The sequence below is a fragment of the Klebsiella sp. P1954 genome (assembly GCF_018199955.1).
Lineage (GTDB): Bacteria > Pseudomonadota > Gammaproteobacteria > Enterobacterales > Enterobacteriaceae > Klebsiella > Klebsiella pneumoniae.
Genome location: NZ_CP073373.1, coordinates 3,995,227 through 4,010,949, shown reverse-complemented (window position 1 = coordinate 4,010,949; position 15,723 = coordinate 3,995,227). Strand labels below are relative to the sequence as shown.

Below are 15,723 nucleotides of genomic sequence, written 5' to 3'. Positions count from 1 at the left end.
TTATCTGAGCCATTATAAATTGTCCGTTGAGGTTCTACCAGCAAATACCTATAGTGGCGGCACTTCCTGAGCCGGAACGAGAAGCTTTTTTTGGAATGCGTGTTCCATCAAGCTTTTGGCTTACGGTTGTGATGTTGTGTTGTTGTGTTTGCAATTGGTCTGTTTTTGCAGACCCTGGTAGCAAAGCTACCCCTTTTCACTTCCTGTACATTTACCCTGTCTGTCCATAGTGATTTAATGTAGCACCGCAACGCGCGGTGCTTTTTTTTGCCTTTTTACTGCCTTACTCGTCCAGTTCACCCAGTTGTTTCACGTCAGAGCGATTGATCTGCTGTTTGTTGCCCCACGCGTCTTTATACGAGATCATGCCAGTGTCATTATCGGTTTGCGGTTTCCCGTCGGTAACGATGGTCCGCCCATCATTGGTATGCATCACATAGTTAGAGGAACAGGCGCTCAGGCCTAAAGTCAGCATACAGGCAGAGATAATCGCAGCGGCCTTAGTCATTTTCATTCTTCTCTCCTTACGGCTATTTATACTATTCGTAACTCGTTAAGTAATAGGTTAAAACACAAACCCAACACTTTTCAGCATAACCCTCTTTGACCGACGTGGAGTCACATTCGGACAATTCCACAGGACGCAGAGACCTTGTCACGCCCGGCAAATTGCGCGACGATCGCGGCATTGATACGAGGAATTCCATGAACGCATTCAACCCGGCGCACTTTCGCGCGCAGTTTCCGGCTCTGGCCGATGCCGGCGTCTATCTCGACAGCGCGGCGACAGCGCTCAAACCGCTGGCGGTGATCGACGCCAGCGACCAGTTTTATCGCCTGAGCGCCGGCAATGTCCATCGCAGCCAGTTCGCCGCCGCCCAGCGGCTGACCGAGCGCTACGAGGCGGCCCGCGATCGCGTGGCGGCGTGGCTTAACGCCCCGTCCGGCAAAGATATCGTCTGGACGCGGGGGACCACCGAGGCCATCAATATGGTGGCGCAGAGCTACGTCCGGCCGCGCCTGCAGCCTGGCGATGAAATTATCGTTAGCGAAGCCGAGCATCATGCCAACCTCGTGCCCTGGCTGATGGTGGCCGGGCAGACCGGCGCCAGAGTGGTCAAGCTGCCGCTTGGCGCCGACCGCCTGCCGGATATCGCCAGCCTCAGCGCGCTGATTACCCCGCGCAGCCGGGTGCTGGCCATCGGCCAGATGTCCAACGTCACCGGCGGCTGCCCGGACCTGGCGCAGGCTATCCGCCTTGCCCACGCCGCCGGGATGGTGGTGATGGTTGATGGCGCCCAGGGGGCGGTGCATTTCCCCGCTGACGTGCAGGCGCTGGATATCGATTTTTACGCCTTTTCCGGCCATAAGCTGTATGGCCCGACTGGGATCGGCGCCCTGTACGGCAAAAGCGAGCTGCTGGCAGCGATGTCGCCCTGGCTCGGCGGCGGGAAAATGATCGCCGAGGTCAGCTTTGACGGCTTTACGCCGCAGCCGGCCCCCTATGGCCTCGAGGCCGGTACGCCGAATGTCGCCGGGGTTATCGGCCTCAGCGCCGCGCTGGAGTGGCTGGCGCAGAGCGATATCGGCCAGGCGGAAAACTGGAGCCGCAGTCTGGCGAGCCTGGCGGAAGAGGAACTGGCGAAACGGCCGGGCTTCCGCTCTTTCCGCTGCCAGCAGTCAAGCCTGCTGGCCTTTGAATTTGAGGGTATTCATCACAGCGATCTGGTGACGCTGCTGGCGGAGTCCGGCATTGCCCTGCGCGCCGGACAACACTGCGCCCAGCCGCTGCTGGCTGCCTTAGGGGTCAGCGGCACCCTGCGGGCCTCTTTCGCCCCCTACAATACCCAAGACGATGTTGCGGCGCTGGTCCACGCGGTGGATCGCGCCCTGGAAATTCTGGTGGATTAATGACAACTCTGCACCCCTTCGGCACAACCATTACCGACGCTACGCTGCGCCAGATCTTCGCCCCGCTGAACCAGTGGGAGGATAAATACCGTCAGCTGATTTTATTGGGCAAAAAGCTGCCGACGCTGACCGACGAGCGCAAAGCGCAGGCCCATGAGATTGCCGGGTGTGAGAACCGCGTCTGGCTGGGCTATGAGGAGGACGCCGAGGGCAGGCTGCACTTCTTTGGCGACAGCGAAGGAAGGATTGTGCGCGGTCTGCTGGCGGTACTTTTAACCGCCGTGGAAGGAAAAACCCGCGCCGGGATCCTGGCGCAGGATCCGCTGGCGCTGTTCGACGAGCTGGGGCTGCGCGGCCAGCTCAGCGCCTCGCGCAGCCAGGGCCTCAGCGCCCTGAGCGAGGCGGTGCTCGCCGCCGCCCGCGAAAGGTAATCTCCCGATTTCGCTTTCCCGCCGCCGCGCCCGGTGGGGAAACTATTTTCCGGAAGCCGCAGCGTCACGCTGCGCTTTCGCCAGCATCTTCTTCAGGGCATGCGACACCGCGACGAACCCGAAGGTCGCGGTCACCATCGTCGCCGCGCCAAAGCCGGAAGCGCAGTCCATCCGCTTCGGCCCTTCCGCCGAGCTCTTCATTGCGCAGACGCTGCCGTCCGCCTGCGGGTAGACCAGCGCTTCCGTAGAGAAGACGCAGTCTACACCGAGCTTACCTTTGCTGTTTTTCACCACCCCAAACTGGCTTTTCAGCCGCTCGCGCAGTTTGGCCGCCAGCGGATCCTGGATGGTCTTCGCCAGGTCAGCGACCTGGATCTGCGTTGGGTCAATCTGACCACCCGCCCCGCCGGTAGTCACCAGCGGCACCTTGTAGCGGCGACACCAGGCGATAAGCGCCGCTTTCGGCCGGACGCTATCGATGGCGTCGATAACATAGCTAAAGCCGACGCCAAGATATTCCGCCACGTTTTCCGGGGTCACGAAATCATCCACCACCGTCACCCGACACTCCGGGTTGATCAGGCGAATACGCTCCGCCATCACCTCCGCTTTCGCCAGTCCGACGTTGCCGCTGAGGGCGTGGATCTGACGATTGGTGTTGGTGACGCAGACATCGTCCATATCGATAAGGGTGATCGCCCCGATGCCGGTCCGCGCCAGCGCTTCCGCCGCCCAGGAGCCGACCCCGCCGATCCCGACCACGCAGACGTGGGCGTCGGCAAAACATTGCAGCGCTTTTTCACCATATAAACGTGCCGTACCGCCAAAACGCTGGCGCCAGGCATCGCTGATTACAACAGACATAGAACCTCAGAACAAAATGACAGCGCCCGGAGGCCGCCGCAAACGGCGTCATCCGGGCGCCCTGGTCAACAGGCACGGCCAGGGGAGTTAGCCGCTAAAAACATTCCCCGCGCCCGGGGCGTTTTTCAGCACCCATACGCGGCCGTAGTGGTTATACCAGCCGGCACGGTGGCCTGCGTCAGGCCCAATGCCCTGATAGATGTCGAAATGCTGGCCTTTGATGGCCCCGCCGACGTCGAGGGCGACCATCAGGCGCAGTTCGTACTGGCCGTTAAACTTGCCGTTATTATCCAGCAGAGGCACCTCGGCCAGCAAGGTGGTTCCCGGCGGAATAATCGACCGGTCGGAGGCCACCGAGGCGCGGCCGATCAGCGGCACAGCGCTGGCCCCTTTCACCGGCGCGAAAGACTGCGGTTTAAAGAACACGAACGACGGGTTCTGCTCCAGCAGCTCGCGCACTTCCGCTTCGCTGTGCTTTTCACCCCACTCGCGGATCGCCTGCATCGACATATCTTCTTTCTTCACTTCCCCGCGGTCGATTAGCACTTTGCCGATGCTGCGATAGGGCCAGCCGTTTTTCCCGGCATAGCTAAAGAAGTTGAGCGGCGAACCATCGCCAAAGTCGATATAGCCGCTGCCCTGCACGTCCATGATGAAGTTATCCATCAACGAGTTGCTATACGCCAGCACATAGTTATCGCTCAGCGCGCCGGCATAGATGCTGGCGCGGGACGGCAGCTTACCGCGTTTCGGCGGCATACGGTAAATGGGGTACTGGAATTCGCCCTGACGGGTGTGGCGCGCCTGCACCACCGGCGTGTAGTAGCCGGTAAACTGGACGTTGCCATAGTTGTCGACGCCCTGCATCTGCCAGGCGTCGATGCCAAACTGGCGCAGCGTACGGGTGTCGCCGCCGGCGCGCAGCCACTCCTGCAGCGCGTTATAGACGTTGCTCTGGCTATTATAGAGGCGTGGCGAGGCGTTACGAATTTGATTAACCTGCTCGGAGAAGTCGCCGGCGTTGATCGGTGCCCCGACGGCATCCGGCTGGTTTACCAGTGAAAACGGCTGGGTGAACTTGCCATCGCTATATTGCTGACCGCGGTCGGTCGGTTTTGAGGAACAGGCGGCGAGCATGGCCAGCATTGCCCCCGTCGCTACATATTTTGCCCAACGTCCTTTCATGGTGTCTCATCTTTTGCTGCGAAGCCTTAGTGCGTGTTGAAGATAACAAAGCGCCGGAGCTATTGAAATGCGCGATCTCATCGATGGCACAGATTTGTGTAAAAAAACACCACAACATGGCGTTTTATAAGCCAATTCTTACAAAAATGTCGATTTGGTCGAAAAAAGGTTGCATCATCTCGCTAGCGGAGTATAGTGCGCTTCCACGGACGCGGGGTGGAGCAGCCTGGTAGCTCGTCGGGCTCATAACCCGAAGGTCGTCGGTTCAAATCCGGCCCCCGCAACCAATTAAAATTTGATGAAGTAAAGCAGTACGGTGACGCGGGGTGGAGCAGCCTGGTAGCTCGTCGGGCTCATAACCCGAAGGTCGTCGGTTCAAATCCGGCCCCCGCAACCAATCAAATTTGACAAAGTGAAGCAGTACGGTGACGCGGGGTGGAGCAGCCTGGTAGCTCGTCGGGCTCATAACCCGAAGGTCGTCGGTTCAAATCCGGCCCCCGCAACCAACATTACAAACACCCTCAAGGGTGTTTTTTTGTTTCTGCCGCCGGCAAAACCTCTGCCGAAAACGGGAACGGCCATTGCCGCCCCCTCGCCGGTTTGCTTTATGTCATCCGTAACAGCCCCTGAAATACAAGAAACCGCAATTTATCAACGTTTTTTTATACTTCCCTGTATCTCTCAGGAGATCCACAGATGATGCGTGGACAAATGAGTGTACGGCTAAAAGCCACTTACTTAATCCACTCATTTAGAGTTTTGCGCAATAAAAGGACTAAATTCCCGGAACTACCGTTATCTTTACGTTTGTAATCGGCCCCTGGCCAACAAGAATGAAGATAGCAGACTTGATATAATCATTATATTTCGGTGCTTATCTTGCCAGACAGGGCACTGCAACAAACAGGATTTAATTGAGATAATGTATCTATGATAGTTTTCATTATAAGTCAGCACCATACTTTCATTACTGAATAAATCATGATAATTGATGCAAATGTTATATTTTTGATACCAGAGCTTCTTCTGATTGTTTTAAATTATGGTATTAATCCCATCTTTTCCCTTCTGTACTTCACTAATCTCGCAGTAGATGGTCGAACTTTTTGCCACCAAATCATTCACAGCAAAAATATCATTTATTAAAGAAGCTTTTATTTATTCCGAAAAAGTGGCGTTGCGATATTATTACGCGATCGTTTATCGGTATTTTATGCTTATACTTAGCCATAACCAAGCAGATTGTCCTTGATGGCCAATAAATTTAGAAACTTCATATAAATAAAACTATCTTAGGATACGAGCCAAATTATTTATAGTAGTAATAATAACGATCTTTCAGACACTGACCATATTGCACCACGCTTTATTTAACTGTTAAATTGGATCAAGGTCAGATACTTAAACAGGGGTTAGTTAGACAGGGAGAAGCTACATGGCTAAAAAATTTCTAAACGATGTTCCCGAAACTCGCTTTAACATAAAGCCGGGCCTGAAAACAGGAAGCGCCATGAATGTGAAGTTACCTCTACATCTTCTCTCCGCCAGGGATTGTAGTGTCCACCAGACATTTATTAACTATAGCCCCAATAATTGGCCTTAATTTAAACCAAAACAACTTCACTAACGCCATGACTGAACCTGGAGCGATGGAAGAATTAACAAGAATGTCGTTACAGGAGAGGGGTTAACCTGCACGCCTGGGAAAGTCATTGGGCAAAACCGGATAAAAGTTTCAAAAGGGAAATTTTGATGTCTGCAAAGGAACATATTTCTTCATCTGCGGCTATGTCAACAATGATGGGATCAGACGGTATTTATCAGTCGTTGTTTAGAAAAATACATCTGACGGTAGCTATCCATACTCCACTTTCCTGTCTGGCGAAATCTGCGGAGGATGTGGTTATGCATCAGCCAGACGTCCAGCACGTTAAGTCACGCTGGCACGGTCTCAGGTTTCTCAAATGCCAAAAGCAAAAACCTGACCGGGCGGTGGTGTAGTATGAAAATTCATCGACCACTATGGGCTGAGGGAACGTTCCTGTCCTCACAACAGTTTCAGCAGCAGGCCCGCTGGGAAACGTACAGTAACAACAGCATTGCACAGCTGGGTATCCGTCATCCATGGGGTGTGGCGAGAGTCGAGTTTGACAGAGAAGCGCTGGCGTTAGGGAAGTTAAAATTACGTACCCTGCGCCTGCGTTTTTCCGATGGCTCGTTGATCGACTCCGAAGTTTCCGATGCGCTGCCTCTGGCTTGTGATTTACATACTCTGGCGGTGGAAAATACGGCAATAGTTGTCCTGGCGTTACCGCTGGAACATGCGAATGGCGGTAATCTGGGACAGGAAAAGCATACTGAAAGACCCCTGCGTTATCGTCAGGAATGGCATAAAGTACAGGATATTTATGGCAGCGACAGTGAAGAAATGGCCGTTGAATGCCATGCGCTGTCATTGCGTTTCGCCCATGATAACAATCAGGATTACATCACCTGCCCGCTTGCACGTCTGACGCGGAATGGTCAGGGTAACTGGTCTCAGGATGAAAGCTACATCCCGCCGCTGCTTGCCCTCAGCGCACATATTGGTCTGGTGGAGCGACTGGATACGTTGCTGTTGCAGCTACAAGCGAAGTGCCGGCGTCTGATGGCCCTGCGCCGGGAAAGCAATCAGCGTATGGCGGACTTCGCGGTAGCGGATGTGTCCCTGTTCTGGTTACTCAATGCGTTGAACAGCGCTGAACCGGTTCTAAGTGATTTTTTACGGTATCCGAGCATCCATCCTGAACTCGTCTGGCGCGAACTGGCTCATCTGGCCGGCGCGTTGCTGACCTTTTCCCTTGAACACAACGTGAGCGCCATTCCCGCATATGTCCATGATGCTCCAGCCTCCGTTTTTCCGCCGCTTTTTACCCTGCTCAGCGAACTGCTCGAAGCCAGCCTGCCGTCGCGGGTGATTGCGCTCGAGCTGGAATCCCTTCCCGGCAACCGCTGGAAAGCCGAACTTCACGATCCACGCCTGCGGGAAGAGGCGGATTTTTACCTTTCTGTTCGCTCCTCGCTGCCGACGCACGTCGTTCTGCAACAGTTACCACGACTCTGCAAAATCGGGGCGCCGGATGACGTTACGTTGTTGGTTAATGTTGCGCTGAACGGTGTCCCTGTTGTTCCGCTGACGCAGGTTCCGGCTGCATTGCCATTACGGCTGGAGAATCAGTACTTTGCGCTGGATATGCAGAGCGCTCCGGCTAAAGCCATGCTGGATGCCGGGTGCTGCATGATTTACGCGCCGGGTACGCTGGGCGATCTGAAGCCCGAGCTTTTTGCGGTACTGCGGTCATGACACAGGAACGGAAAATCGACATTGACGTACTACTTCGCGACACCTTTCTGACGGTGGTGGAACTGCGTCAGGGCACTTCTGCAAGACACGGACAGGAACTATATCGCCATTGTCTGCAGCAGGTGGAAGGGGTACGCGAGCGTCTGACAGCAGCCGGATTCAGCCAGCAGGACATAGAACATATCACTTACGCTCAGTGCGCGCTGCTGGACGAAACCGTTCTCAGCCGGGACGTTATGGATGATGGCCAGATGGTCTGGCTAAAAAACCCTCTCCAGTCGCATTTTTTCAATACCCTTCAGGCGGGCGAACTACTGTATGAGCGTATGAAGCGGTTTTTACAGGAGCCAGCCCCCACGCCGGCGGTCCTGACCTGTTTTCATCGCGTGCTGTTGCTGGGGTTTCGCGGGCGCTATCAGGACCCCGAATCTGATGAACGGCAGCATCTCATTGCGATGTTCAGCAAGCGGGTTGAGCCATTCAGGGTGCAAGAAGATTCGGCAGTGCTGAACGTGCCTTTGACCAGGCGTCAGCATTACCTGTGGCAGTCTCCTTTTTGCTGGCTGCTACTGCTAATGCTTGTGCTGGTTGGCGTCTGGTGGGGGTTGCATAGCTGGCTGAATGTACTGGTGGATGAACTGCTGCCAACAGGCAAGTCTTGAAGATGAGCCGGGTGAGTAACACGCTGAAACAGGCGCTTTTGCTGTGGAGCATGCTGCTGGTGCTGGCGCTATGGCTGGGATTCAATCAGGCCTCTACGGCGATGAAATTTGGCGTGACAGTGGCGCTTATCATCATCGCAGTAGGCCTGCTGGCGTGCTGGCGCGGAAAAAAAAGACAGACTGAGGCCGACAGCGCATGGCTGTCCCGATTGCCGCCCAAAACATATCGGCAGCCCGTAGTGCTGGTGTGCGGCGACGCGGCAGCATCGTTATTCACAGAAAACCCGCTGCGGCAGGTCGCGGGAGGGCTGTACCTGCATGTTGCGGATGAAGAGCAACTTATCAGACAGGCTGAAGTGCTGCTGGCTGACCGCCCCGCATGGGCTTCTCAGTTGTGTGTGGCCTGCACGGTCGTGCCGGTTGTTCATCTGGATATGGCTGTTCTGGCGGGACGATTGCGACGTTTTGTCGGCGGTCTGGCGACAGTGCGCCGCAGGGCGGGCATAAAAGTGCCGCTGCTGCTGTGGAGCTGGCTGCCCGGCACAGGGCGAGAGGATGATCTACCGTGGTTTATCTGCGCCGGCGGCAAGGTTCAGGTGGCGACGCCCGCCGGAGAAAGCTCTCCGACGGCATGGGCGGCACAGCCCGGAACCGATGGGAGCAGCCTGCGGCTTTGCCATATTCTGCGGATGGAAAGCCTGATGCAGTGGCTCAATCAGATGGTGTTACCAGAGCTGAACGGGTATCCGCCGCTGGCGGCGGGCATGGGGCAGGCGCCATCGCTGCCTGCGCTGGAAGGCAATCTGTGGCAGACATGGACAACGGTAAAAACGGGACTGACGCCGGAGGCGATACCGAAGATCGGCGCATCTCCCCTGCCGTTCCCGGACATGATGCTGCCGCTGTTACCACGTCAATCAGGATTTACGCCAGTGCGCCGCGCCTGCGTGGCGGCGCTGCTGATGACCACCGTGGCAGGAGTGGCTGCGCTCTGTCTGTCAGCAACCGCAAACCGCAGCCTGCTGCTGCGGGTGAGCGACGATCTACATAAATATGATGCCGTTCCGGCAGACAACGACGCCGCTAAAGCCCACCACCTGTCGGTCCTGAAGGACGATGCAAATATTCTGGATAGCTATTTTCGCGAAGGGGAGCCATTACGTCTCAGTCTGGGCTTATATCCCGGCGAACGGCTACGCCAGCCGGTATGGCGGGTTATTCGCGATTACCGTCCACCTGAGAAAAAAAGGGATGTAGCAGACGCATTACCGGTACAGAGCGTGCGTCTCGACAGCATGGCGTTGTTTGACGTCGGACAGGCCCGTCTGAAAGACGGCTCGACAAAAGTGCTGATTAACGCGCTGGTAAATATCAGGGCAAGGCCGGGCTGGCTGATTGTGGTCACCGGATATACCGATACCACCGGCAATAAAAAAGCCAATCAGCAATTGTCGCTGCGACGCGCGGAAGCCGTGCGCGACTGGATGCTACAGACCAGCGACATTCCGGCCACCTGTTTTGCCGTACAGGGGCTGGGCGAAAGCCATCCTGCGGCAACTAACAATACGCCGGAAGGCAGGGCCGCTAACCGGCGCGTCGAAATCAGTCTGGTTCCCCGCACTGACGCCTGTCAGGACGTGAAACAGAACATGCTGCCAGAACCGGCGTTATCTCAGTTAAATCCACAAGGAGTTTCAGCCATCTAACCATGGCTGGCAGGAAGCCTTCTGCTTTTTTGGCACGGGTTCGATATGCGGCTCGCTGAATATCGGTGGTACCGGTACCGAGCAACCGCTATTCACAATTTAGCCTGATGTAAACCTGATGGGCACGAGGTCATGGCTATGGGCGGTAGCGTGCCTGAACAGGGCCCCGCAAGAGGAAATTCTGTGGAATTTGTTACGAAATAAGGAAGCCCACGATGGATGTACAGAACTTCGACCACTCACACCACGCGTTAAAAATCCGCGGCCTGAGCAGCGGCGTGGACGTACTGTCCTTTGAAGGCAAGGAGCAATTAAGCGCCCCATTCCGCTATGACATTCAGTTTACCAGCAGCGATAAGTCTATTGCGCCGGAGTCGGTGCTGATGCAGGACGGGGCATTCAGCCTGACCGCCCCGCCGGTGCAAGGGATACCGACGCAGACTCCCCTGCGTACGTTGTACGGGGTGATCACCGGATTTAAGCAATTGTCTTCCTCACGGGACGAGGCGCGGTATGAGGTGCGGCTGGAGCCCCGTCTGGCGCTACTGTCCCGCAGCCATCAGAACGCGATTTATCAGAACCAGACGGTGCCGCAAATCGTGGAGAAAATACTCCGCGAGCGGCATGAGATGCGCGGTCAGGACTTTGTGTTTAACCTGAAAGGCGACTACCCGTCACGCGAGCAGGTCATGCAGTACGACGAAGACGATCTGACATTCATCTCACGGTTGCTGTCGGTGGTGGGTATCTGGTTCCGGTTCAGTACCGACGCCCGACTGAAAATCGGGGTTATCGAGTTTTACGACGACCAGAGTGGCTATGAGCGCGGCCTGACGCTGCCGCTGCGTCACCCTTCGGGGATGAGCGACAGCGGAACCGAAGCAGTGTGGGATCTGAACACGGCCTACAGCGTGGTATCGAGGTCCGTCACGACGCGGGATTACAACTACCGTGAAGCGATGGCGGAGATGACAACAGGCCAGTTTGACGTAACAGGCGGGGATAACACCACCTACGGTGAAGCCTATCATTACGCTGACAATTTTCTGAAAACGGGTGACAAAGCGACGCCGGAGAGTGGTGCATTCTATGCGCGTATCCGCCACGAACGCTACCTGAACGGACGCGCCATCCTGAAGGGACAGAGCACCAGTTCTCTGCTGATGCCGGGGCTGGAGATAAAGGTCGAGGGTAATGATGCGCCAGAGGTATTCCGCAAGGGCATTCTGATAACCGGGATTACCGCAAGCGCAGCACGAGACCGCAGTTACGAACTGGCATTCACCGCCATCCCCTATTCCGAACGCTACGGCTACCGCCCTCCTCTCATCCGCAGGCCTGTGATGGCAGGGACACTCCCGGCGCGGGTGACCAGCACCACGGCAAATGATGTCTACGCTCATATCGACAAAGACGGGCGCTATCGAGTGAACCTGGACTTTGACCGGGATACGTGGAAACCGGGTTTCGAGAGCCTGTGGGTACGGCAGTCACGCCCCTATGCGGGAGATACTTACGGTCTGCACCTGCCGCTGCTGGCGGGAACCGAGGTTAGCATCGCGTTTGAGGATGGCAACCCGGACAGGCCATATATCGCCGGGGTGAAACACGACTCGGCGCACACCGACCATGTGACCATCCAGAACTATAAGCGCAACGTGCTGCGCACCCCGGCGAATAACAAAATCCGGCTGGACGATGAGCGGGGTAAGGAGCACATCAAGGTCAGCACAGAGTACGGCGGAAAGAGCCAGCTGAACCTGGGACATCTGGTGGATGCTGGGAAGCAGCAGCGCGGTGAGGGTTTCGAACTGCGCACCGATATGTGGGGTGCGATAAGAGCGAAAAAAGGTGTCTTTATCAGCGCCGATGAGCAGGAAAAGGCGCAGGGGCAGGCGCTGATGATGGATGAAGCGTTAAGCCAGCTCCAGGAAGCGCTGTCTTTAGTGGAAGCACTACATAGCGCCGCTGAAGTGGCAAAATCAGAGCTGGCGGATTTACAGACACAAAAAACGCTATTGTCAGAAACGCTGACCGAGCTGAAAAAATCAGCGCTACTGCTTTCTGCTCCCGCGGGGATTGCACAGGTTACGCCCAAAAGCCTGCAATTATCCTCAGGGGAAAACCTGATTAGCACCAGTGGGAAAAATACGGATTTCAGCGTATTTAAAAAATTCACTGTAGCTGCGGGAGAAGCAGTAAGTCTGTTTGCTCAAAAGCTTGGTATTAAAATTTTCGCCAGCAAAGGCAAAGTGGAGATTCAGGCACAAAGCGATGAAATGCTCCTGGATGCATGTAAAGATCTGCGCATAAGCAGTAGCGACGGAAAAATTCTTATTAGCGCAAAAAATGAAATCATCCTAACCAGTGGTGGTGGATATATTCGAATTGGAGGTGGCACGGTGGAATGTGCCGCACCAGATAAAATTATAGAGCGTGGAGCGGTTTGGCAAAAATTCAGTGGTCAGAGTATCAGTCAGGCCATGCAGGAATGGGATTCCACTGATTTTGCCATCACCCCTGAGATCCTCTGGATGCAACCGGCAAACCGGCAAAGAATCAAAAGGTACGCGTTACCCGCGGCGATGGCACTACCGTTGAAATGACGACTGACGATCAAGGGAAACTACCTGTGCAGAGCGGGCTTTTTGTTAAATCAATAAAAATTGATCTCTTAGATAATCAGGAAGATTAAGGATATTCGGAGGGAATATATGTCTACGACGATGCATATGGATCGTGCCGATAAAAATAAAGTTGGCACCGCGGAAATTGAGGACCTGCGGGTAATTCCGGTTATTTTTCTGCCAGGAATAATGGGAACGAATCTTAAAGAAAACTCTGAAGAGAAGAATGCAAAAGCTGTATGGCGATACGATAGCGAAACCTCCTTGTTGGGCTGGACACTTCCATCTTCGGGGCCAAAGGAGAGAAAACAGCTACTTCATCCTGAACGGGTGAAAATAGACAACCGGGGAAGAATTCTGCTGTCGTCTGGAATACAGGAGCAGGTCTCAGCCATTCATCCCTACCCCTCCTCCAATTATGATGAGGAGGGAAAGAAGCGTTATGCTGAAGCGCTGAATAAGATAATGGATAATAACGAGCCGGAAAAAGAACTCTTTGGCTCGCGGCATGATCGAGGCTGGGGAGAGGTAGCCGCCCCAAGCTACGGCGCTTTTCTTGATGCGCTACAGACTGCACTGTACCGGGATAAGCCAACGATAAAAGACAATACGCTGAGTGCGATTTATCAAAAATTAGTTGATGAACCACTGGGGCTGGAATTTGGCGTGGATTCCCTGGATGAAACATACCTTGAAGTCATGAAACTGTATCAGTTTCCAGTACATGTCGTGGGCTACAACTGGCTAGGCTCCAATGTACTGTCGGCAAAAAGACTTAGCGAAGAAGTTGATAGGATTATTGACAAGTATCAAACTCAGGGCATGAAGTGCAGCAAAGTCATTCTGGTGACCCATTCTATGGGAGGACTAGTGGCACGATATTATTCCGAATGCCTGGAGGGCAGAGATAAGATTTACGGTATTGTTCACGGTGTGATGCCGTCTGTTGGCGCGGCAGCGACCTATACCCGCATGAAGCGCGGTACAGAAAATACAGAGTCCGGTTTGGCTGGCGCTGTAGGATATCTTACCAGCCATATCCTTGGCCGCAACGCAGCAGAGATGGTGGCGATTGGCTCTCAGTCTTCCGGCGCGCTGGAGTTACTCCCTGCCAACGATTATGGTGACGACTGGCTTAAGGTCGTTGACCGTGACGGTAGTACATTAACGCTGCCCGCAGATCTTCCGGTCGGAGAGGACGATAAGAAAGAAGATTGTCTTTATAGTGGACTATATCTGAACCGAGAGAAATGGTGGAAACTAATGGATGAAAATCTGTTGAATCCGTTTAACACTACATTGAATTCAAGTCAAATTAATACAGATTGGGAAGCTTATAGTAACTTACTGGCTGATGTTCAGGCATTTCATGAAAATCTGATGGGGAAATATCATCCCCAGACCTACTCATTTTATGGAAAATCAAAAGGGGGGGAATTACCCGCAGCGCATCGGACTCAGGAGACGGCGGTCTGGAGCGGGGCGCTGGCAAGCGGCCAAATAGGTGAGACGCCGCCGGCGCCTAAAATGAATGACGAACGCCTTTATTTAAGTGAAGTCAGCGCCGTTCGAACGGTGAAAGATGAACTTTCCCCGGAAGAGCAGGCATGGAAATTCAAGGGCGATAACGACGTGGTATACGGCTGGGTAGGACAACGTTTTACACTACGGGATGCCTGTGAAAATGGCGACGGTACGGTACCTTTGCGCGCCGGGCAAATCGTTCATGAGAATATTCGGGAGCGTCTGGCAGTACAGGTTCTCCATGAAGCCGCTTACCGGGATACTCTCAGTCAAGCTTTTGCCTTACGCTCTATTATAAAAATTGCCCAGCAGGTCAATTATGATAAAGAAATGGTTTTTGCTTAATGGCCCACATCGCCTGAGAAACGGCCTGCTGCTGACGACGGTGATATTTATCACGGGATGGCTGGCATTCAAACCCGGCGCGTATCAGTATTCATTAAATGACAGGGAGAAAGTGATGGTCACCTCATTATTGCAGCACCCCGAAACGCGGTACTTTGGTTTTTATTCTGTGGCGCTTCCGGCTGAATTTACGCCAGCCGGGATGGTGATGTTTATCCAGGGTTCAGAGATGACCACGGTGGAAACAAAACGGCAATACTTCCCTCCATTTCAGCAGTTCTTGATACGACATGAAGAAGAACTCAGAAACATGCAGCCTCAACTTCCTCAAGATGCGCCTTATCTTAAACAGATTTATCAACTTCCTTCTGACATGAAAGGAAAAATATTTGAATATATAAACACAAATTCAATTTCCGATGTATTCAGAACGCTTGAGGCCTGTAGGTGGAACGATGGAGTATCCTTTATTATAAAAATGAAAGCTCAGGATTCTCGTGATAAAAAATATGACACTAAAAGAAAAATATTTAGTCTGAAATATAACATCCCTGAGAAAAAATCACAATTACTGGCTATTCTGTCAGGGTTGCAACCCCGCCAGGATAATCAGCGCCCCTCAGGCAATCAGCTAGCTATTCAGTATGGGCAGGTTGATGCCTCACTGCTCGGGCAGTATGAAACTTCCATAAACTATCAAAACAGCAAAGAAGTCACTATCACATTAAAGACAGATAACCATAGTTATACCGGCACCCCGTTGCTGGATAAGGACGCCCGGGTGGTGGAAACAGAATACGGAGAAACCCTGTACAAAGGCAAACGTAAGGTCAACGGCCTTGAGATTTCAGAATGGTGGACGAAACAGACTGATAGTTATTATGCAAAACCAGCCATAATTTATAATTTTGAACTGGTTATCCATCAAGATAAGAAAGAAGGGAATAAGCTACTGGAGTTGTCGATGGATTACACCGTTGACCTGTTGCACGCGGATAACGCATTAACCGAGAACGAACTGGTAGCGCTGTGGGAGAATATAACCGAAACAATTAAATATCACTCCAGCCAGTGGTAATGACAATAACATGCTTAGCAATCGTATGTTTTTTGGAAAATTAAAAT

Annotated in this window: 11 protein-coding genes, 3 tRNA genes and 1 pseudogene; 12 read left to right on the top strand and 3 right to left on the bottom strand. The window is 53.6% G+C overall.

Features of this window, described 5'->3' with window-relative positions:
- Positions 1–283: 283 nt before the first annotated feature.
- The gene (locus KB890_RS19345; RefSeq protein WP_002915549.1) at positions 284–508 is read right to left on the bottom strand and encodes a YgdI/YgdR family lipoprotein; all 225 of its coding nucleotides are present in this window, start codon (positions 506–508) and stop codon (positions 284–286) included.
- A gap of 197 nt (positions 509–705) precedes the next feature.
- Here KB890_RS19345 and csdA point away from each other — a divergent pair, with 197 nt between their 5' ends.
- Entirely contained in the window at positions 706–1,911 is a 1,206-nt protein-coding gene (gene csdA / locus KB890_RS19340; protein WP_004174604.1) for a cysteine desulfurase CsdA, read from the top strand.
- The gene (csdE, locus tag KB890_RS19335; RefSeq protein ID WP_004142894.1) at positions 1,911–2,342 is read left to right on the top strand and encodes a cysteine desulfurase sulfur acceptor subunit CsdE; all 432 of its coding nucleotides are present in this window, start codon (positions 1,911–1,913) and stop codon (positions 2,340–2,342) included. The genes csdA and csdE overlap by 1 nt, the downstream gene beginning before the upstream one ends.
- 42 nt (positions 2,343–2,384) lie before the next feature.
- On the opposite strand, the gene tcdA is transcribed toward csdE, so the two are convergent.
- Positions 2,385–3,206 carry a tRNA cyclic N6-threonylcarbamoyladenosine(37) synthase TcdA gene (gene tcdA / locus KB890_RS19330; protein WP_004181136.1) on the bottom strand — a complete coding sequence of 274 codons (822 nt, stop codon included), beginning with the start codon at positions 3,204–3,206 and terminating at the stop codon, positions 2,385–2,387.
- An 87-nt stretch (positions 3,207–3,293) separates the two neighbouring features.
- Entirely contained in the window at positions 3,294–4,391 is a 1,098-nt protein-coding gene (gene mltA / locus KB890_RS19325; protein WP_002915579.1) for a murein transglycosylase A, read from the bottom strand.
- A gap of 210 nt (positions 4,392–4,601) precedes the next feature.
- Here mltA and KB890_RS19320 point away from each other — a divergent pair.
- From KB890_RS19320 to KB890_RS19275, 10 genes and pseudogenes are all read left to right on the top strand, one after another.
- Positions 4,602–4,678, top strand: a tRNA-Met gene (locus KB890_RS19320).
- A gap of 33 nt (positions 4,679–4,711) precedes the next feature.
- Positions 4,712–4,788 (top strand) — tRNA-Met (locus tag KB890_RS19315).
- Positions 4,789–4,820: 32 nt separating this feature from the next.
- A tRNA-Met gene (locus KB890_RS19310) sits at positions 4,821–4,897 on the top strand.
- Between the two features lie 1,246 nt (positions 4,898–6,143).
- Positions 6,144–6,392: a hypothetical protein gene (locus KB890_RS19305; protein ID WP_020325078.1), complete on the top strand. Its 249-nt coding sequence runs from the start codon at positions 6,144–6,146 to the stop codon at positions 6,390–6,392.
- A gap of 1 nt (position 6,393) precedes the next feature.
- On the top strand, positions 6,394–7,734 hold the full coding sequence (gene tssK, locus KB890_RS19300) for a type VI secretion system baseplate subunit TssK (protein WP_211778003.1): 1,341 nt from the start codon (positions 6,394–6,396) through the stop codon (positions 7,732–7,734).
- Positions 7,731–8,396, top strand: coding sequence for a type VI secretion system protein TssL, short form (gene tssL, locus KB890_RS19295; RefSeq protein ID WP_004181140.1), 666 nt, complete (start codon positions 7,731–7,733; stop codon positions 8,394–8,396). The genes tssK and tssL overlap by 4 nt, the downstream gene beginning before the upstream one ends.
- A 2-nt stretch (positions 8,397–8,398) precedes the next feature.
- A complete protein-coding gene (locus KB890_RS19290) occupies positions 8,399–10,102 on the top strand; it encodes an OmpA family protein (RefSeq protein ID WP_004181142.1) in 1,704 nt (567 codons plus the stop codon).
- A gap of 215 nt (positions 10,103–10,317) precedes the next feature.
- Positions 10,318–12,797: pseudogene (locus KB890_RS19285) on the top strand (DUF2345 domain-containing protein).
- A gap of 19 nt (positions 12,798–12,816) precedes the next feature.
- Positions 12,817–14,598, top strand: coding sequence for an esterase/lipase family protein (locus KB890_RS19280; protein ID WP_004181145.1), 1,782 nt, complete (start codon positions 12,817–12,819; stop codon positions 14,596–14,598).
- Complete coding sequence (locus tag KB890_RS19275; RefSeq protein ID WP_004181146.1) at positions 14,573–15,676, top strand: T6SS immunity protein Tli4 family protein; 1,104 nt, start codon at positions 14,573–14,575, stop codon at positions 15,674–15,676. Before KB890_RS19280 ends, KB890_RS19275 begins: the two co-directional genes overlap by 26 nt.
- Positions 15,677–15,723: the final 47 nt, after the last annotated feature.